Origin of the sequence: Proteus sp. fly-1013 (genome assembly GCF_040140245.1) — a bacterium.
Classification (GTDB): Bacteria; Pseudomonadota; Gammaproteobacteria; order Enterobacterales; family Enterobacteriaceae; genus Proteus; species Proteus mirabilis_B.
In genome coordinates this window covers 368875-389471 of sequence record NZ_JBEEWD010000002.1, presented here as the reverse complement: position 1 = coordinate 389471, position 20597 = coordinate 368875, and the positions used below count along the sequence as shown (strand labels likewise).

The window sequence follows — 20597 nt, the reverse complement described above, 5'->3', positions numbered from 1 at the left end:
TATCGATTGGCAATCGAAAGAGATAATTTGGCAATCTAAAATACCCTAATCCCAAAATTGATAGAGTGATAACCATTATCATTTGAATATTTTGGGATAGGTATGGTTTACATTTCTTCTTTAGCTGACTTAGATAAAACACAGAAATTATCACCAGTATTAAATCAACGTACACAAAATAAATTGGCATTAACACAATGCGCTATTTTGTGTTCTACCGCTTTATTTTCACTTTCTGCTATCGCAAATACAGCAACAGAAAATAATAAAGAAGTCGATGTTTTAGTGGTGACAGAAAGCGCAGCACAACACCGCGATAACCTTGCTCCAGGCGTTAGTACATTAAGTAAAATGACACTTAAGCCCAGAGAGATCCCTCAAACAGTCTCTGTGATAGACAGAGAGCAAATAGAAACTCAAAACTTAAATACCCTTGATGAAGTAATGACTCGCGCTAATGGGGTTACTAGCGCACCTTTTGTTTTATTAACAACGGCTTATTACGCTCGTGGCTTTCAAATAAATTCTTTTGAGCTTGATGGTGTTCCTGCTTTAATGGGAAATATGGCAAGTTCGCCACAAGATATGGCTGTTTATGAACGTGTTGAGATCTTAAAAGGCTCTAACGGATTAATGCATGGGATGGGGAATCCTGCGGCAACCGTCAATATGGTACGTAAACATGCGCCTTTAGACGATCAATTAAAAGCAACATTTACGGCTGGAAGTTGGAACCGTTATCGCGGTGAAGTCGATGTGGGCGGGCGTTTAAATCAAGACGGTAGTGTCCGTGGTCGAGTTGTAATGGCATGGGAAGATAAAGATTTCTTCTACGATATTTCAGATCAAAAAACACGCTTAATTTATGCCACTGTTGATGCTGATTTAACATCTAACACGCTATTACGCACAGGTATTCAATATCAAACAATCGATTCCATCACCAATATGGCTGGTGTACCAATGGGGAAAGATGGGAGCGATTTATATCTTTCTCGTAAAACCTATTTAGATGCTGATTGGGATAAATTCAAATGGGATACCACACGTCTATTTACTGGAATTGAACATCAAATTAATGATGATTGGCTGTTTAAAATAAATGCTGATTATCAATATGCTAAAGCGCGTTTGCTGTATGCAGGAGCATGGGGAAATATTGATCCTGAAACGGGTGATGGAGCCATGCTGATGGGCGGCGCTTACAAGTTCCATAACTATCAAACAAGTCTCGATACCAATGTCACAGGAAAACTCAGTGGCTGGGGATTGCAGCATGATGTGATAGTAGGAATGAGTTACTCGAAAGCTAGCGAGGAACAGCATACTGGGCAATTTAAAGATCCTCTCAATGTCCCCGTGAATGTTTATCGTTGGGATCCTCATAGTGTGCCGAAACCACAAGTAACGGGCTATTCCTCTCAAGGTGCGACAAAAACAGAACAAACGGGCGTTTATGGAATGAGCCGGATCAAGCTTATTGAGCCTGTTACGTTGGTTGCAGGCGCAAGAGCGAGTTGGTGGGAAGTGACAAAACCGCAAGCTAAGTTCACTGAAAATGGAAAAATCACGCCTTATGGTGGTTTGATTTGGGACTTTGCACCTCAATGGTCATGGTACAGCAGTTATTCTACGGTTTATCAACCACAAACAGGAAAAACTTGGAGTGGTGAAATGTTAAAACCAGTAGAAGGACAAACTGTTGAAACGGGATTCAAAGGTGCGTTGATGAATGGTGGGCTTAACGTCTCCGCCGCGGTTTTCCGTATTGATATGAAAAATAATCCACAAGAAGATCCTGCACATCCTGGTGGTGGTTTTAATACCTATCTTATTAGTGGTGGCAAAGTTGTTAGCCAAGGCTTTGATATTGAAGGAATGGGGTATTTATCGCCATTTTGGGATCTCTCTGTCGGTTATACCTACACTGACACAGAATATAAAGAAGACACCCTTAATAAAGGCAATAGTTTTAACTCATTAGTGCCTCGTCATATGGTCAGAGCGTGGACAAACTATCAATTGCCTTGGGATGCACGTAAATGGAGCGTGGGCGGTGGTATTCAAGCACAAAGTGAATATAGCAAAACTAACGGAGAAGTTACGTTACGCCAAGGTGGCTATGCGATATTTAATACACGTTTAGGCTACCAAATTAATGAAAACTGGTCTGCAGCATTAAATATTAATAACGTCTTTGATAAGCGTTACTACTCAAGCCTGTTCTCTCCTCAATGGAATAACCGTTACGGCGAACCTCGTAACGTTATGTTGAATATCAAGGCTGATTTCTAATGCGAAAGGCACTGCTGATCAGTTGTGCTGTTTTAGGCAGCGTAATAGGGAGTATTACGCTGTCATTACTGATAGCAACCTTTTATCCCAGTGTAGATCCACTTGATCGCTTGTATGCAGCCGTTTTTTTACCCGTTTTATTTTTATGTGGAATGCTCTGTTTTAGTTTGCTTTCAGTGAATGGGAAACAGGTATTTTGGCGAGCATGGAGCTGGTGGCCTTTACCTTTAATATTGCTGGAGTTTACTTTATGAAAGCGATATTAAAGCGCCACTTCTCACAGCTTCATCGCCAAACAGGCACCTTATTTGGCATTCTATTATTTATTATTTTATTTACAGGCACATGGTCATTAGCACATGAAAATTTAAATCTATGGGTTCAATTTAAGCCATTAAATAAAGAATTATTGCCGTTAGATCAGTTATTAGTAAAAGGCGAATACCTCTTAGGTGAAAACGGTTTTAATAGTGTGAAATTAGCATCGATTGATCATCCTATTATTACTTTCTGCCAAGGAATGGGGGATTGTTCACTACAATTAAATGCACAAACAGGTGAAGAAATTAGCTTAAGAGAGGTTATCTCTCCTATTGTTAATCTACATAAAAATCTATTTATGGGGTTTTCTGGACGATTATTTATTAGCTTATTTGGTTTTGTTTTTGCGCTATTACTAATAACCGGCATTGTTATTCATCACCGTAAAATCTATCAATTATTTCGACTCCGTTTTAATCAAGGGCGTAGGCTGTTTTTCTTTGATTTGCATAATGTTATTGGATTATGGAGTTATCCGTGGCTCGTAATGTTTGCATTAACGGGGGCATTATCAGGATTAGGGGCATTCGGTACATTAATGCTCGCAAAATATGTGGAGCCAGAAGCACCAGCACAAGTCATGATGAAATTAATGGGACAATCAACACCCATTTCATCTGAGTTTACTGCATCTTCTCCTAGCTCATTGTTAATTCAACTTTCACAAGAAAAACCAGACTTTATTCCTGAAGCTATTAATTGGAAAAATAAAGGTGATGCCGAGCAGCAAATTACGGTGAGTGGTATTCATTTATATTTACCCAGCACCGCTAATTTTGAGCAGTTCTTTTTTTCTGGCTTAGATAATCATTGGATCGCGGAAAAAAACTCTGTATCTCAGCAATTTTGGACGCGTGCTTTTATTGCCGTTCAGCCTTTGCATTATGGTCAATATTTATGGACAGGTGCAGCAAACTTTAGTTTATCGGTGCTTCATTGCCTAATGGGAATGATGGCCTGTGTATTGACCTTTAGTGGGTTAGTGATTTGGGTATTAAAAAAGCCCATTAATATCAGTTCCCGTTTAGTGTTAGGAGGTTGTTCTGGTTTAATTTTTGCCAGTACATGTTTAATTCCTATCGCTATTTTCTCCGCGTTATCACCGATACTGCCTTTTTTTGGTGTTTGGTTGATAACGCTTCTTTTTTATTTTCTTTATCCGCAAGTGATCAAACTTACTTTTCTTATTTTAACCATAAGTAGCGTGGTTTTATTTATCAGTGTCTTTAGTCACTTATTGATAACTCATGCTGCTTTGTGGTGGGTAAGTTGTGCCTTGTTGATCAGTGCCGTTTTCTATTTTTTGATGGGTCTTTTTCTACTAAAAAGACAGTAATTGGAGTCTGTTATGCAAGAATTATTAAAACATCGGCAATTAGTGATAACGCTAGGTTTACTTTATTTAGCACAAGGTATTCCGATGGGAATTGCAATGGATGCATTGCCTACATTATTACGCCAAGAAGGCTCAGCTTTAAGTGCAATCGCATTTATTCCACTCGTCGGGTTACCGTGGGTATTAAAATTTTTATGGGCACCTGTGGTTGATAATTATTGGTTTAAATCTTTAGGTCGTCGCCGTAGCTGGATTATTCCCATGCAGATCATTGTGACGTTTTGTTTATTGCTTTTAGCATTAATAGGTATTTCTGTTGAGATGGCTAAATGGGGTGTGGCTTTATTAGCTATCGCTTCATTAGCGAGTGCAACACAAGATATCGCGACGGATGGAATGGCGGCTGAACATGCGAGTGGCACACTATTATCTAAAATTAATGCGATTCAAATTGCAGGCGTGATGGGGGGCTTTTTCTTAGGAGGGGCTGGAATGATGATGTTAAGCGATACATTAGGGCAGCAAAATACATTGTTATTCTTTGCGTCGATCCCTGCCATTAGTTTGATATCAATTACGCTCTTTCAACAAAAAGCCAAATATGAAGCAGGGGAAAACAGTGATCACCCTAATGCAAGTTTATTAAAAACGGTGCGAAGAAAAGGAGCTGTCAGGCTATTAACACTGACGTTGCTTTCAGCAGTCACCGCGGTTTCAGGCTTTGGTTTGGCAAAACTGTTTTTAACTGACAATGGCTGGTCTTTAGCTGATGTTGGAAAAATGGGCATGATAGGAGGAATGGTAACTCTATTCTTTGGTTGCGGCGGCGGTGCTTGGTTAATTAATAAGATTGGTGTATGGCGTGCTTTTTCTGCGGGATTATTATGCGCTTTAGCGTCATCATTATTATGGCTTTCACAATCAACTGGCACAATTAGCCTTTCGATTGTTGCGCTGTGTATTGTTCTGGGATCGCTATCATCAGGGATCACTTCTGTGGCGATTATGACCGCAGGTATGCGTTTTGCATCAACGGATAATCAAGCAGGTACAGATATGACTGCCGTACAAAGTATGCGTGATATTGGGGAAATGGCGTGTGCAATGATGTTAGTCAGTTTAACAGCTCTTATTGGGTATAGCGGAGGCTTTGGACTAGCAGCATCGATTGCTCTCTTTGCTTTATTAGTAACACTGGTAAACGTAAGATATCAAGAGCGATATAAATTAACAGAATAAATCATTAGAAGAATAGCTTTAAATTAATAAAGAGCCCAGATGGGCTCTTTATGGTTAATTGAATGCCTCTAACTAAAGTTGGCTAATTTTAGTTATATTATTTTGTGATGCACTACCATCACCATCCCAGTTAACATGTTGTTTAAATTCATACGTTTTACCCTCAATGGTGACATAAGTGATTAATGTGGCATTACCATGATGCGCTGAAGCACCTCCACCACTTCCCCAACAGTTTTCTTTTATTGCCATTGATGCGCTATTAGATTGGAAAACTTTGTCATCAACTGTCGAATTGTAAGTGTCTTCATCTTTGTAATCGACAGAGTCACGAGAAGAAGAACCCTGTATATCAATAAGTTTGTGAGAAACGGTTATTGGAGTTAGAAAAGTTTTTGAGTATTTTCCTAATGTGAATTTTGGTCTTGCAATAACATGAACCATATCATCCAATTGTGTTACCCTACATGAGTGCCTCGATACACTCGCATCACGAGTAGTAATAAATGAAATAGAACCCTCTAATTTTAAATCCATATACATAGGGTTAATCATTTTTATATCTAATGGATAATAAACCGCATATTGCCTACCCGTATTTGTGTTTGGATCCTTATCGAAAAGATCAAATACAATGACTTTGATTTTAAGTTGAGAGCTTTTAAATAAATTTCTATCAATCTTAAAGTCAGTTTTGATTGCTTGCCCAGTAAGGAGTTTAGCTTGATCATAAGCAAAGGCTTGATTGGTTTTTTGATCACCATCCCATAGTTCAAGATTGACATCATAAGAACTTACAGCTGTATTAGGTGGTAACCAAGAAAAGCTCAACGTATCTTCTTCATAAACAGGCGTCCAATTTATTGGTATATTTACATTAGGTGTGATTTGAGCATCTTTTACATTATCTACTCTTCGTGTTACATGCTGAATAGTGACATGAGGTACTTTTCTGACATCTACGGAATAAGAACCCTGAGATTGGTGAAAGTAATCATTTTCTTTTGATGTTAAAAAGACATCTGTTGTACCTGGACTTACTTTGACAATAACGCCACTTTCCTTTATCGCTACAATATTAGGATCTTTGGCTGACCAGATACCTTGTGCCTCTTTAGGTAATGGTGTTGTTGGTTGTTGTACATCAATATTAGTGTCTGTTTCCGATAAAATAATATTATTTTGTGCAAAAGTGATTTGGAGTATTCCTTTATCTTGCTCATAATCAACAGTTACCGCATCGGCTAGAAATTGATCAGTCGCATCACTTTTTATGTGTATCTTGGTTTTACCCGGTTTGACTTCAGCAATAGCACCTTGTGTATCAATCGTTGCTATGCGTTGATCATCACTGACATAATATAAAGGAATATTCTTTACGTCTGTATTACCAAAAGTAGCGTTAACGTTATGTGTTACCCCATCATTCCATACAGATTTAATCGTACCCGATGAAGCTAATTGTAAAATAGGTGCTGCTTTTTCAATAACTAAAGGATAACTACTTTGAGCTGGTTGATATTGATCATTACCAGAAGTTTGTAGTGTGATAATAGCAGTCCCCGCTTTTTTCATCGAAATACTACCGCTAGTTGTATCTATAGAGGCAATTGTCGGATCGGAGCTAGACCACATCACGTTAATATTATTTGGCAGCCCCGTATAACCTAGTGCATTGATAGGTGCTGAAGCATAGGTTTCTTGCTGAATTTGTTTGTCAAAAATAATATCAGGTTTTGGGATAGTCACTTTAATAGTTAATGGTTGCGCAATGGTTATTCCTTCTGCTTCAGCGGTTAAAATAATATCGGTTTTAATATTTGAAGTAAGGTTGGTTTGATATTTACCATTTCCTACTGAGTTCAGTGGATTATCACTAAAATTAGGTGTACCACTGGTGGTTTTAATTGAAACAGTTTTACCATCAATAGTATTACTGTATTTATCCATTAGGTTCACAGTCAGTAGGGCGCTATCTTTATTATCGCCACCGATTGATTGGCGATTGCTACTAAAAGTTGATTTGTTGGCATCAATATCAGCAGGGGTTACGGTTACATCTTGAATAGGCTTATGATTATTTAAATCAAGGTAAGCACTCATTTTCAATATACCCGCAACAGTGCTGGTGACTTTAGTTCTTGCGATACCATTATTATCTGTATAGGTACTAAAGTCATAGTCATCAGCTAAACCTTGTAACTTCCATGACACAATAACGTTAGGCAATATATTGTCATTAGCATCAACAATGGTTGCTTGATAATTAACACCTTTATCGCCAGCAATCATGCTTGTTCTATCAACATCGACAGATTTTATTTTCCACGTTGTTGCATCTGCACGCAGTTGTAAGGTTTTTTGTTTTTTGAAATCAACACCATTAACTTTAACACTTAATTGTGCCGTACCTGATTTAGTGCCCGTTGCTTCAATTTCATAATAGCCCGGAGAGACTTGTTTAGCAGGGCTAAATTGAATAGTTGGGTTATCATAGATCCCTTCAACTTGCTGATCTGGCAGAATGTTACCGCCTTTATCTTTAATCGTTAAAGTGAGTAATGCTTTATCTATGCCATTAGCGATAATTGTTGTCGGTATTAAGTTGATTTCTGAACTATTTTCATCAACATCATCAGCCACAAAATTGACATCGGGAGCAGGATAACTACCTGAAATTAATATGGCATTAACTTTAGCAATACCCGCAGGATTACGTGTTAGTTCAACTTCAGTAATACCTTTGTTGTCTGTAAATGTCAGTGGTTTAGCAAGTAAGCTATCTTTATCTGTCGTCCATGTGACACTTACGCCACTGTTAACAGGATTATCATTCTTATCACTAATATAAGCGTGATAAGTAATGGTATCACCGGCATGAGGTTGTGTATTACTGATCACAAACCTGTCAACTTTGGCTGTCTGGCTATTAGGTAGAACCGTCAATAGTGCAGTTTGTGTCAGTGTCACTGAATTTATTTTGGCATTGATTGTTGTTTGACCTGCTTTTAATGCACTAATTTGAGCTTGGTAAACCCCAGTTGAAATTTCATTAAATGCCGTTGTGGTTGCGGTTAAATCAGTACTGTAGTTAACGCTGATTTTGTCCTTTAACCCTGTTAATAAATTATCGTATTTATCTTTTAGCGTTAAAGTAATTTGAGAACGCCCCGTTTCAGAAATAATGGTGTTAGGGGTAAGTGATAGCTGAGACTTATCGGCAGAAATCACATCAGTGTTAAAGTTAATCAGATGGTCAGCATCAAGCGATTGTTGGCTATCGAGCATCGCGGTAACCTGCGCAATACCTGATTGTGTACTGCTTAAGGTAATTTCTGCTACCCCATTTTTATTGGTTTTACTGATAGGTGATGAAAGTTTACCTAGTGAGGTTAACCAACCCACAGCAATGCCTTCCATGCTTGGATTACCCTGTTTATCAATGATTTTTGCACGAATGACCACGGTATCCGTGCCATTTGCGGTGACATCAAAAGGTGCGATAACATTAACTGCGTCAATGATGGCATTTTGTTTATCAGCAATAAAACCAAGAGGTTGAGTTAAATCAAAGGTATTACCTGCATTAGCATATTGAGCACGAATAAGACTAATACCTTCTTGTTTACCATTAATGGTTGTTTGATAAATACCAGTATCGATCTCTTTGATAGCACTAAATTTGATGGTGGCGCCACCGGAGAGGGTAATAAATTTATCTTGTTTCGGAACTAAGTTACCAAATTTATCTTTTAGAGTGATTGTCCCTGTTGCGAATGAACTGCCGTTTGCCACGATAGATTGGGGTTCAATCGAAAATGTACTTTGTGATGCAGTAACTTGACCAGCAATAAAGCGAAGATTTTGTGTGCTACTTTGGTTATTTTCCAGTGTTGCTGTGACGGTTGTCGGTTGTGCCTCTGTCCCTTTTATCACAACTTGCACATTACCATTATCATCGGTTTTCACCATATTCTCACTCAACACATTATGGGTTGAATTCCAGAATACAGATTGTTTTAGTAATGGATTATTTTCAGCATCCGTAACATGCGCCTTTAAGGTAATCGTATCGTTATTGTCTGCAACCGCTTCTATTTTGTTATTTACAGTGGTTAAGACAATATTGGCGCTATTCGGGTTGGCAATAGCGGTTAGTGTAACTTGTGCTTTTTCTTTGTTTGCAAGTGTGGCAATAATTTCTGTCGCACCTGCTTTTTTGGTTCGAATTTGATTGGTTGTTATTCCTTGATTATCAGTCATGCTTTTTTGTTGATCGAGTGTGCTTGAGGCGTTTGATTGCCATTCAACGGGAACGTTAGGTAATTTATTACCAAATTTATCTTTCACCACAGCTGTAAGTATTGCTTGTTCTTTATTATCTGCAATTAATTCGGTTTTATTGGTAGTTAAAGTAATTAAACCTTGTTGGTTATTGGCAATAAAAGTAATGGGTAACGCATCTAATGATTCATTACTGAGTCTAGCTGTGACAATAACATCAAAGGCTTGAGTACTAGTCACTGTCGTTTCAGCAATACCTTGGTTATCTGTTGTTGAAACTTCATTAATAGAAACAACATGTTGATCGCGATTAGTTGACCAAATGACTTTTGCATTCGGCAATATATTGTGATTTTTATCTTCAACGACAGCGGTAAATGTTACGGTTGTTTTGCCATCAGCAATATAAGGTGGTGCTGATGGTGTCACTGAAATAATTTTACCGTTGGATAGATCGGCAATAAACTGCGTTGTTTTCTGTGTCGCTATATTATTGACCTGTGCGATTACAGTAACTGTGCCTGATATTTTGCTGGTCATGGTGGTTGATGCATTACCTTGACTGTCCGTCAGTAACTCAGTTTTTTTGAGCTGAGCTTGATTATCTGCAGATAATTGAATTTTGGCATTGGGGACAGGATTGTTATTTTTATCAACAATATTTAAAGCAATTGTCTTTTCATCCGATCCATTGGCAAATGAGCTGTTTGGATTAATAGTGAAAGTATTTATTTTGGCTGAGTTAATATCGGCAATAAAATCCACATTAGTTGAATAGGTAATATTTTTGACACTAACATTAATGATGCTTTTACCAATATGGGTATTGGTGATTGGAACAATAATTTTACCTTCAGCATTTGTATTCGCTTGAGCAATAATTGTTGCACCATTATCGGCAGTAAAAGAAACAGGATAGTTAGGAATTCTATTCGCATTAATGTCTGTTACGATAACTTGAATTTTATTTTGGCTTTTACCGTCAGCGGGTGCGTGGTTTTTAATTACAGTTAATCCACCTTTAGCAATAATCGCAGAATGTGTATCAGCAACAAAAGTCACTTGTGCCTGATTAAAGATGTTATCTCTGAACTTTGGCGTTAATGTCACGATTTCAGGAGTACTTCCTGCGGTAATGGTGACTTGATATTTCCCCGCATCAATTCTACTGAAATGTGAAACTCGACTGTTACTGTTGGGAGCATCAGACCGAACATCTAATGAAAGTTCTTTTATATTGATATCAACGGGACGTTTATCGTTATCGAAAATGGATAAAGTCAGATTTTGTGCAGAATGATTGTCAGCAGGCAGTTGTGTTGCTTTCGGTGTAAATTGGCTATTTTGTGTATTAATTGCAGACTGATCGACGGTGATTTTACTCTGTACTGGATCAGAACGATTACCTTTTTCATCAATAGCAATGGCGCTTATTGTGTAGCTATTTTTTTCAGATGAACCTGAAATATGACGAGGAAGAATGATTGAGTAGCTAAGATTATTATTATGTTGGATCTTACCTCCATTAGCGATTAAGCGACTTGCAGACCATTCAATCTGTTTAACGGGATATTTAGAGCGAACTTGCACACCTAAATCTTTTTCTTCTTTTGCATAGCCATTAATTGTCGGTGTAATTGAGAGAAATACTAAGGTTTTCTTTTTATACTCTAAAACGATATCGTTATTTCTGTTCACAAAATCGTAGCGATTTCCGGACATTAAGCGCATTGCTCGAACATTATCTGGATTAAGTTGTGAGGAGAGTGATTCTCCAAGTCGATATTGGATATTTACATCAAACTTATTATCACTATTATCATTTAAACCAAAGCGACGTTCAGCACCGAAAGTAATTAAAGGCACTGGCGTATAAGTGAGTCCCGCCGTATAAGCGTGAGGATTTTCTTGGCGATTATCTTTACCAAATAAGCCGACTTCTTTCCCGTAATATTGTTCAAATATAAGCTTTGCGCCTAATTGTGGATATGCAGGTAGATAGCCCTCAGTGCGAATATCCCAACCATTAGCCGGGCGCTCATTATAATCCATAACATCGTCAGAGGTACGCCAGTTAGATAGACGATGATAGTGATTGGCACTTAATTTAAAATAGTCTCGCCATACTTCAGCACCAATACCAAAACGGCTGTGATATCGACTTAAATCGTAGTCATAAAAAGCATTAAAGCCAACCATAAACTTGTCAGTAAAATGCCGGTAACCAATGCCTTGGTTTAATTGACTGCGAGAATCTTTACGGTGATAACTGGTTTGAGAAAAAACTAAATTCTTTTCGTTATCATAGAGTGGAATAAGAAGATCCGCAGCGCTTCCTTCTAAAGTGAATTTTTTATCTGTTGAAAGAGAGACTCGAGCATGACCAAACTGATTTAACCATTGCTCTATTTGTTGATTGGCTTTGCTTGATATTTGGCTTATTGCATATTGTGTTGCATCAGTATCATTGTTTAATAGAGATGAATTATCGACAATAATTTGAGCAAGCTCTTGACCATTTGTCGTTGGAATAGTGCTATCTTGATTGTTATTTAGCCATTTCTTTGTCGATAAAGGCTCATTAGGTATATTAAGCGTAATACCTTCTTTTATTTTTAATTTACCGACTAAAGAAACATAATCAGGATTAGCTTCAATAAGCTTAAATAATTTTATATTAAATTTTTTCGCAATAGATTCTGGCGTGTCATCAGTTTGAACCTGATAAGTGTTTTTGTTTTCTATTAAGTTAATAGTTTGTTTTTCCTGACTATTTTCTTTTGCAAAAACGTTGGCAGGAATGGTTGCCGAGATGGGAAATGCTAATTGAATAAAGATATTAAACCAAGCAACTTTCTTTGTAATAGATGAAAGTTGAGGTGTTAGTCCACTTTTAAATTTTGTCATTTTTAAACTCACCGTAACAAATAATGATGAGAATCTCGTATTTATAGGTGTATTAGATATCAGAAAGTGAACGTGAATTAATTAAATTTTAAATATATAAAAAATTGAGATCAAAAAAATAAAATAGAAGTGAGGGTAAAAAAAGAAAGGTATAAATTTGCCATAAAAAACCAATAGAAAATCTATTCTATTGGTCTTTTTATTTAGGCAGAAAAGTTAGATATCAACAAAAATATCAGGATCAGGACCTAGACGTCTTTTCTGCTCAAGAACAGTAATTTCAGCGACTTCTTCTTTTTCTAATTTAAAATCAAAAATATGGAAGTTTTCTTCAATACGAGAAGGTGTAACTGATTTTGGAATAACCACAAGACCACTGTCTAAATGCCAGCGTAAAACAATTTGTGCTGGGGTTTTATGGTATTTTTCAGCCAGTTTCTGAATAATCGGTTGACTAAAGACGCCTTCTCCACCTTGTGCTAATGGGCTCCAAGATTCAGTCACAATATTATGAGTTGTGTTCCATGCTCTTAATGGCGCTTGTTGCATTAAAGGATGAATTTCAATCTGATTAATAACAGGGGTAACACCCGTTTCTGTAATGATGCGCTCCAGATGTTCTTCTTTAAAATTACAAACACCAATACTTTTTACTAACCCTTCTTTTTGCAAAATAATCATTTGTTTCCAAGCTTCAACATAAAGCTCTCGTGAAGGTACAGGCCAATGCATTAAATAGAGATCAATATAATCAAGTTGCAAACGCTGGAGACTTTCTAAGACGGCACCACGAGCATGAGTTTGATCGTTATTCCATAATTTTGTTGTGATAAAAAGTTCATCACGAGGAACAGTGATCTGTTTTAACGCTTTACCCACACCTTCTTCATTATGATAAATCGCTGCCGTATCAAAAAGGCGATAGCCTGTATCAAGTGCGTGATGAATAGCTTTAACAACTTGATGATTATCTGCTTTCCAAACACCAAGACCAAGTTGTGGGATGGCATTTCCATCAGATAATTTGATCAGTTTAGGTTTATCCATTTCTATCTCCAGAGTCGCAAAAAGTACTTAGAGTGCCGCTGTATAAATACGTTGACTGACTTCTAATGTGATATCTTGATGCTCACCGAGTGCAATTTGTCCATGCTCTTCCAACTTTCGCACTAATGCAGGAATATCTTCTTCACCGATTTTGAAATCAGCCAGTCGAGTTCTAAGTCCCATTAATTCAAAGAATTTTCGAGTTTCATTAATCGCAGTTTCAATTTTAAAAGCGTCAGAACCTTGGTTTATACCCCAAACTTTTTGTGCATATTGGATTAACTTGCCGTATTTAGCCTGACGTTTTTCATTTAATAATGCAGGTAAAACAATGGCGAGAGTTTGCGCATGATCAAGTCCGTGTAAAGCCGTGAGTTCGTGACCTAATGCATGCGTAGCCCAATCTTGAGGAACACCAACACCAAGAATACCATTTAGCGCTTGTGATGCTGTCCACATTATATTAGCACGGATATCATAGTCTGTTGGTGACGTCAGCGCTTTTGGTCCTTGATCAATCAAAATACGTAAAAGACCTTCTGCATATTCATCTTGTACACGAGCATTCACTGGATAAGTGAGATATTGCTCTAATATATGAATAAAAGCGTCAACAACACCGTTGGCAGTTTGTCTTGGTGGTAAAGAATAAGTGGTTGTTGGATCTAAAATAGCACAATGAGGATAAACATGAGGGCTGGTAAAGCTTTGTTTATCCATTGTCTGTTTTCTGCTGATAACAGAGAAACTGTTGGTTTCTGTTCCTGTTGCAGGAAGTGTTAATACACAGCTTAAAGGTATCGCATTTTCGACCACTTTACCGCGACTTGTTACAATTTCCCAAGGCTCGCCGTGATAAGGTATCGCTGCTGCAATAAATTTTGTGCCATCAATAACAGAACCTCCACCCACGGCTAATAAATGCGTGATACCGTGATATCTGGCATAAGAAACTGCTTTCATTAGCGTTTCATAAGATGGGTTTGGTTCAATGCCACTAAACTCATGAATTTGATAACCTGGAAGTGCGGTATAAATCTGGTCTAATACGCCATTACGCTTAATACTACCGCCGCCATAAGTCAGTAGAATTCTTTCATTTTTTCCAATTTCAGAACGTAGTTTATCTATTTGTCCTTGACCAAAATGAAGGCGAGTTGGCGAATAATAAGTAAAGTTTTGCATTTTGTTTCCACCTTAATTCGATGTTCTGAAGTATGACAATTAATCAGGAAAAAGTTTTCCATTGTGCCTAGACTAGATAGTCTGACATAACTATAACTAGAAGGTTATAGAAATAAGATATGAATTATTTCTCTTAATGCGTAAAACAGTTCAATTGTAGTTAATTTATAAGGAGTAATATGGAAAGTCATTATTTAACATTAAACCAAGAGCATTGGGATAAACAAGCCGCAATGGAAAATAAGTGGTCTAAGCCTGTGAGCGATGAAGAAGTTATCGCTGCAAAGCAAGGTGACTGGAAAGTACATTTGACACCAAGCCCTGTAAAGAAGGAATGGTTAGCGGATATTCAAGGCAAAAAAATACTCTGTTTAGCTTCTGCTGGTGGGCAACAAGCGCCTATCTTGGCGGCTGCGGGCGGTATTGTGACTGTGTTTGATTTATCAGAAGGTCAATTAGACAAAGATCGCCAATTGGCACAAAAGCATCAGCTAGATTTGGTAACAGCACAGGGTGATATGGCGGATTTAACCGCATTTGCCGATGAAAGTTTTGATATTATTTTTCACCCTATTTCAAACTTATATGTACCGGATGTAAATCCTGTTTGGCAAGAGTGCTACCGTGTTTTGAAAAAAGGCGGTGTACTAATGGCGAGCTTTTATAATCCTGTTGTATTTGTTGATGATAGAGATCCGCAATTACGTTCGCAGGGATTAATGAAACCAACGTACCGCTTACCTTATAGCGACCAAGGCTCATTACCTTCGGATATTCTGCAAGAAAAAGTCGCAAGAGGTGATGGACTGGTCTTTGGACACTCATTGACTGATCTTATTGGCGGGCAATTAGCAGCAGGTTTTTTATTACAGGATTTTGTTGAAGATTTTGCTCCTCATGCTCGTTTCTTAGTTGATAGTTATATTCCAACGTTTCTTGCTTCAAAAGCCATTAAGTTTTAAAAAAAATAGAGCAGGAAGAATATGATTGTGATTAATATAAATGGGATTTTAGTCAGATATTAATTGATGTGGAGATAAGACAATGAACAACTGAACTTTTATTGCAGTATCAAATAATACATAAAACACGCCATTATTCTTGCTCTAAATAATGGCGTGTTTTTTTAATTACTTACTGCTGGCGCTATTTTTACGATGGCGAATATACATCACAATCGAGCCAATTAAGCCTGCACTTAAAAGCAATACGGGTAATGTCATCAAGATATTCATGACAAGTATTTCATGCTTTTGTACAAATGGAATAAGGTTTAGTACATAGCCTAAAGAAACAATAATCCCTACCCATAAGAAGCCACTTAACCAGTTAAATATTTGAAAGCGACGTTGCTTTAATTCAGATAAACCTGCCAAGGTAGGCAATAATGTACGCACGAATCCAATAAAACGACCCAGTAATAGTGCATATAAACCTTGGCGATGGAAGAGATCATTTGCCTTATGGTGATATTGCTCTGGTAATTGAGCCATCCAACGTTTAACTACTTTTGTATCACTTAGCCAACGGCCTTGTAAAAAGCCGAGCCAACTCCCAATACTAGCGGCAGTGCCTAATATAATGATAGTCGGGAAAAAGTGTAAAACACCTTTTGCAATTAAGGCACCGCAAAGAATAAGCAGTGTATCTCCTGGCAAAAATGCGGCGGGCAATACCCCGTTTTCCAGCATAATAATAACAAAAAGAACAATATAGATAACCCACAGCACATTAGGATTAGCTAACACCATATAATCGTGTTGCATAAGTGCGTGAATTATCTCTTTTAATGTACCCATTAGCGAACTCGCATTAAAAAAGGACTTTATGTTCGCTATTCTAACGCAAAATAAAGAGAACAGTTTGATTTAATCCCTGTGGAACCACAGGGATAGATTTTTTTTAATAAAAAATTCATTCTTTATTAAGAAATACGTAAAAAGGCCTGCTCTAGATCTTCAATAAGGTCATCTACATTTTCTAATCCAATATGAATGCGAAATAGTGTTCCAGCAAATGTTGGCTGAGTTTCATATTGGCGCATCGCTTTAATATCATTGGGTTGATAACCTAAAATTAAAGATTCAAATCCTCCCCATGAAAATGCCATCTTAAATAATGAGAAGTTATCTAAGAAATGCGCAAATTCTTCAGGTGTTAAGATTTTCTTTAGACTAAAAGAGAATAAGCCGTTGCTACCCGAGAAATCACGTTGAAAATATTCATGTCCCAGACAAGAAGCTAATGCAGGGTGATAAACATTATCAACTAAAGGGTGTTGTTTTAACCAGCGAGCGACTTCTAATGCACTTTGTTCGTGTTGTTTCATCCTAACCGGCAGTGTTCTTAATCCTCTTGCTGTCATATAAGCAGTATCAGGATCAACACATTGACCTAATAAATAGGTATTCTCTCGTAATTGCTCCCAACAACGTTTATTCGCCACTGCAAAACCTAACATGCCATCAGAGTGACCATTAATATATTTTGTGGCGGATTGGATTGAAATATCGATACCCAATGTTAGTGGTTTAAGCAGTAATCCTGCCGCCCAAGTGTTATCAATCATAATAATGATTTCAGGGTTATATTGGCGAACTGAATTGACTATTCCTTGTAGATCTTGAATTTCCATCGTGATTGATCCCGGAGATTCAAGAAAAACAATTTTTGTTTCAGGACGTAGCAATTGGCTGATCTCTTTGCCAATTAAAGGATCAAAGTAGGTCGTTGTGACTGAGAATTTACGTAAGATCTGATCACAAAAATTTTGAGTCGGATCGTAGGCAGAGCCTGTCACGAGAATATGAGAACCTTGCTCAACAAATGCGAGTATAGATTGCGTAATCGCCGCTGCACCTGAAGGAAATAGTGCGCAGCCTGCACCTTGCTCTAATTCAGTTAACGCTTCTTGTAAGGCAAAATGAGTGGTTGTGCCTCGACGTCCATAAAAAAGTGTACCTTCTGCCCGCTTTTTCGTTGCTTCACGTTTTTGTGCAACAGAATCAAAAATAACGGATGATGTTCGTTGTATAATTGGATTTACTGCGCCTTGGGAATATTTTTTAGCTCGACCAGAAAGGAGGAGTGAGGTTTCTTGTTTTTTTAGCGTCATCCTTAATACCTTCTTTTAATTGATGGTGTGTTTACCTCAAGTTAATTCATTTTTTGGATAAGTACAAAAGGCTTGCAGGGTAGTTGATAAAATTTCACGTTACGTGAAATAACGATAATTTGTCTTAAAAATCGACAAATGAAAAAAAAATAGCCAAATAGTAATGATAATTACTATCAAAATGCTTCATGTTTGATATCATTTGAGCGTTTTCTCTTTCCTGATGGCAAACAGGATGATTGTAAGCGAACGATTTTGGGTAAGTAGTGGCGTAACGATGTCATTACTGAATAAATAAATAGATAAAAAAGAGAGTAAAAGGCCAACTGATGCGTAATTTGACAGCTTCTATTCTATTGGCAATCGGTCTGACAGGCTCTGCTTTTGCGGATACGACTCCTGCCTCACCAACTGAACAGCCAACTACTGCTGCCGTTTCTTCAACAGCTTCTACACAGGGAACTGCTACACCGACAATAGTCACACCAGCAACTGCTACTTCTACCACGGAAACAGGTAATGAAGTGAAAGCAGCCGGCACTGAAACTGCTAAACCTGAAGGTGAAAATACACCTGCAACAACAGCTGAGAATTCAGAAAATGCGCCTTTAGCGACAGAAAATACATCATCAGAAGTACAACCTGAAATGGTTGCTGGTGGCGGATTTGCTGAAGATTTATCTGTAATGGGTATGTACCGTAATGCAGATTTAGTCGTTAAGAGTGTCATGATTGGCTTACTGTTAGCCTCTATTGTCACTTGGGCACTATTTTTCGCGAAAGGAAGCTACTTAATTTCACTGCGTCGTCGCCTAAGAAATGAGACAGCTCAGTTAGTTGAAGCTAAATCACTCAACGATGCGTTAGCGATTAGCAAAAAATTTGGTAATAAAAGTGCAACCGCTGATTTCTTTAATGATGCAGAATTAGAGCGCACTTACTCTCAAGAAAGTAAAGTGGCTTCAGGTATTAAAGAGCGTGTTGAAATGCGAATGGAACGTCGCGTTGCAGCAATTATCCGTGAATTAGGTCGCGGTAATGGTTACTTAGCCACCATTGGTGCAATTTCTCCTTTTATCGGCCTTTTCGGTACGGTTTGGGGGATCATGAATAGCTTTATCGGTATTGCTCATTCTCAAACGACAAACCTTGCTGTTGTTGCACCAGGTATTGCAGAAGCGCTATTAGCAACCGCGATTGGCCTGATTGCGGCAATTCCAGCGGTTATTATCTATAACATTTTTGCTCGTATGATAGCGGGTTATCGTGGTGAAATTGGTGATATCGCAACAGGTGTGGTGACATTAGTCAGCCGTGATTTAGATATCGAAAACAGCAAAGCAAGGTAATGAATTATGGCAATGCGTCTTGGTGATGATTCAGGTGATGATAATGAATTGCATGATATCAATGTGACGCCTTTTATTGATGTCATGTTGGTTCTGCTCATTATCTTTATGGTGGCGGCACCTTTAGCTACTGTTGATATAAAAGTAAATTTACCCGCTTCAAGTGCAAAACCACAACCTCGCCCTGAGAAGCCTGTTTATTTAACAATTAAGTCGGATAAACAAATTTTCATTGGTGAAGAGATGGTCACACATGAAACGATGGCGAATGTGTTAGATACCATGACACAAGCAAACAAAGAGACAACCATCTTTTTCCAAGCTGATAAAACGGTTGATTATGAAACGTTAATGGCAGCAATGGATTCGCTAAGAAAAGCGGGTTATCTCAAAGTTGGGCTCGTGGGAATGGAAACTGTCTCTACAGGCGGTTAAACTTAGTAAATAAGCTATTTATCTAAGTATTATTACGCTATTTTAAAAGCACTTTATTTGTCGTTGTGAAATGATGAATAAAGTGCTTTTTTATTGTATAGAAGAAACAAAGTTTATATTTTTACCATTTTTAGTGTTTATCGATATTATTAATAAAATTGAGTTAGAATAAAATTTAACTTTAGTATTAAATAATATTAATAATAGATAGATTAAGTTACAGAATAAACAATTAACTAAGTTTATTGAGTAATAGTTGGCTGAATCAATTAATGCTAAGTAGATATCATTATTTGAACTCTCTTAACATTAATATTCATTAACTCTTCATTTTTTTTCATTTTTATATTTGTTTAAATCAACTTTTTAAAGTTAAATTTTTCTATAACCTTGTGATTTATAATGTCTTTATGTAAATTTGATTTAAGTGTAAAAAAACTTGCGCAAAAAATCTTATTGGATATAATGCACCCACGTTACAAATTGAAATATTCTGTAACGTGTTTAAACGCCTAATTTATTTATTATCTAAGTTATCCGTATTTGGATACTTATTTTTTTATTGCACCAGGTAGACCGTTGTTTTCAGTCATTCCAATTTCAGGTAAGTAGATTTTATTTACTTATTCAAACCACTTCTTATCCTTGATAAGCGGTGAGTAAAATAAAGCGTGAAAGGCAGAGAACTACACATAGCATTTTATTATTTTAATAAATTTAGAAGCCATAACATTTCGGTGTTATGGCTTTTTTATTTTGCTTGTTATATCTGTCGTTCTTATTATTTTGTCGTTCCTGTCGTTCCTGTCGTTCCTGTCGTTCCTGTCGTTCCTATAGTTTCTACCGTTCTTATTGCTGCTAAGTCGAGATCTTCAGAGTGGGTATTGGGTGTTTTGTTGTGTACCATTTTTATGCTTATTCCCACTTTATTGCTCGCTATCAGCGAGAATTTGCCTGATTAAAAAGCACAAACAGTTAACAAAGCATTTTTCAATTTTTTAGATTTCTGACCACTTCTTTTATCTATTCTCACAAAAAAAAGAAATAGACTCTATTTAGGGATTATTTATCGATAAATTGTGTT

General features: G+C 37.3%; 13 protein-coding genes. 7 read left to right on the top strand and 6 right to left on the bottom strand.

Annotated features, from left to right (window positions below):
* Positions 1–102: 102 nt before the first annotated feature.
* The 4 genes from ABN236_RS05645 to ABN236_RS05630 are packed head-to-tail and all read left to right on the top strand — an operon-like array spanning position 103 to position 5191.
* Positions 103–2295: a TonB-dependent siderophore receptor gene (locus ABN236_RS05645; RefSeq protein ID WP_349473552.1), complete on the top strand. Its 2193-nt coding sequence runs from the start codon at positions 103–105 to the stop codon at positions 2293–2295.
* Positions 2295–2549, top strand: a complete 255-nt coding sequence (locus ABN236_RS05640) for a hypothetical protein (RefSeq protein ID WP_349473551.1) — start codon at positions 2295–2297, stop codon at positions 2547–2549. Before ABN236_RS05645 ends, ABN236_RS05640 begins: the two co-directional genes overlap by 1 nt.
* Positions 2546–3952, top strand: coding sequence for a PepSY-associated TM helix domain-containing protein (locus ABN236_RS05635; RefSeq protein ID WP_349473550.1), 1407 nt, complete (start codon positions 2546–2548; stop codon positions 3950–3952). Before ABN236_RS05640 ends, ABN236_RS05635 begins: the two co-directional genes overlap by 4 nt.
* A gap of 12 nt (positions 3953–3964) precedes the next feature.
* On the top strand, positions 3965–5191 hold the full coding sequence (locus ABN236_RS05630) for a RhtX/FptX family siderophore transporter (RefSeq protein ID WP_349473549.1): 1227 nt from the start codon (positions 3965–3967) through the stop codon (positions 5189–5191).
* A 72-nt stretch (positions 5192–5263) separates the two neighbouring features.
* Here the strand turns inward: ABN236_RS05630 and ABN236_RS05625 are convergent, their stop codons facing one another.
* From ABN236_RS05625 to ABN236_RS05615, 3 genes are all read right to left on the bottom strand, one after another.
* Positions 5264–12382: an Ig-like domain-containing protein gene (locus ABN236_RS05625; RefSeq protein WP_349473548.1), complete on the bottom strand. Its 7119-nt coding sequence runs from the start codon at positions 12380–12382 to the stop codon at positions 5264–5266.
* 216 nt (positions 12383–12598) lie between these two features.
* Positions 12599–13429: a 2,5-didehydrogluconate reductase DkgA gene (gene dkgA / locus ABN236_RS05620; RefSeq protein WP_349473547.1), complete on the bottom strand. Its 831-nt coding sequence runs from the start codon at positions 13427–13429 to the stop codon at positions 12599–12601.
* Positions 13430–13456: 27 nt separating this feature from the next.
* A complete protein-coding gene (locus ABN236_RS05615; RefSeq protein WP_349473546.1) occupies positions 13457–14614 on the bottom strand; it encodes an iron-containing alcohol dehydrogenase in 1158 nt (385 codons plus the stop codon).
* Between the two features lie 179 nt (positions 14615–14793).
* Between ABN236_RS05615 and ABN236_RS05610 the strand changes: the two genes are divergently transcribed.
* Complete coding sequence (locus tag ABN236_RS05610) at positions 14794–15576, top strand: class I SAM-dependent methyltransferase (RefSeq protein ID WP_349473545.1); 783 nt, start codon at positions 14794–14796, stop codon at positions 15574–15576.
* A 168-nt stretch (positions 15577–15744) separates the two neighbouring features.
* Here ABN236_RS05610 and ABN236_RS05605 read toward each other — a convergent pair whose 3' ends face one another.
* The gene (locus tag ABN236_RS05605; protein ID WP_349473544.1) at positions 15745–16413 is read right to left on the bottom strand and encodes a DedA family protein; all 669 of its coding nucleotides are present in this window, start codon (positions 16411–16413) and stop codon (positions 15745–15747) included.
* A gap of 125 nt (positions 16414–16538) precedes the next feature.
* Positions 16539–17729, bottom strand: coding sequence for a cystathionine beta-lyase (gene metC, locus ABN236_RS05600; protein WP_349473543.1), 1191 nt, complete (start codon positions 17727–17729; stop codon positions 16539–16541).
* A gap of 329 nt (positions 17730–18058) precedes the next feature.
* Between metC and exbB the strand changes: the two genes are divergently transcribed.
* Both exbB and exbD read left to right on the top strand, forming a co-directional pair.
* Complete coding sequence (gene exbB, locus ABN236_RS05595) at positions 18059–19078, top strand: tonB-system energizer ExbB (RefSeq protein WP_349473542.1); 1020 nt, start codon at positions 18059–18061, stop codon at positions 19076–19078.
* Positions 19079–19084: 6 nt separating this feature from the next.
* Positions 19085–19513 (top strand): TonB system transport protein ExbD, encoded by a 429-nt coding sequence (exbD, locus tag ABN236_RS05590; protein ID WP_006535192.1) that lies wholly within the window; start codon positions 19085–19087, stop codon positions 19511–19513.
* A 781-nt stretch (positions 19514–20294) separates the two neighbouring features.
* Here exbD and ABN236_RS05585 read toward each other — a convergent pair.
* Positions 20295–20420 (bottom strand): hypothetical protein, encoded by a 126-nt coding sequence (locus tag ABN236_RS05585; protein WP_349473541.1) that lies wholly within the window; start codon positions 20418–20420, stop codon positions 20295–20297.
* Between the last annotated feature and the right edge of the window lie 177 nt (positions 20421–20597).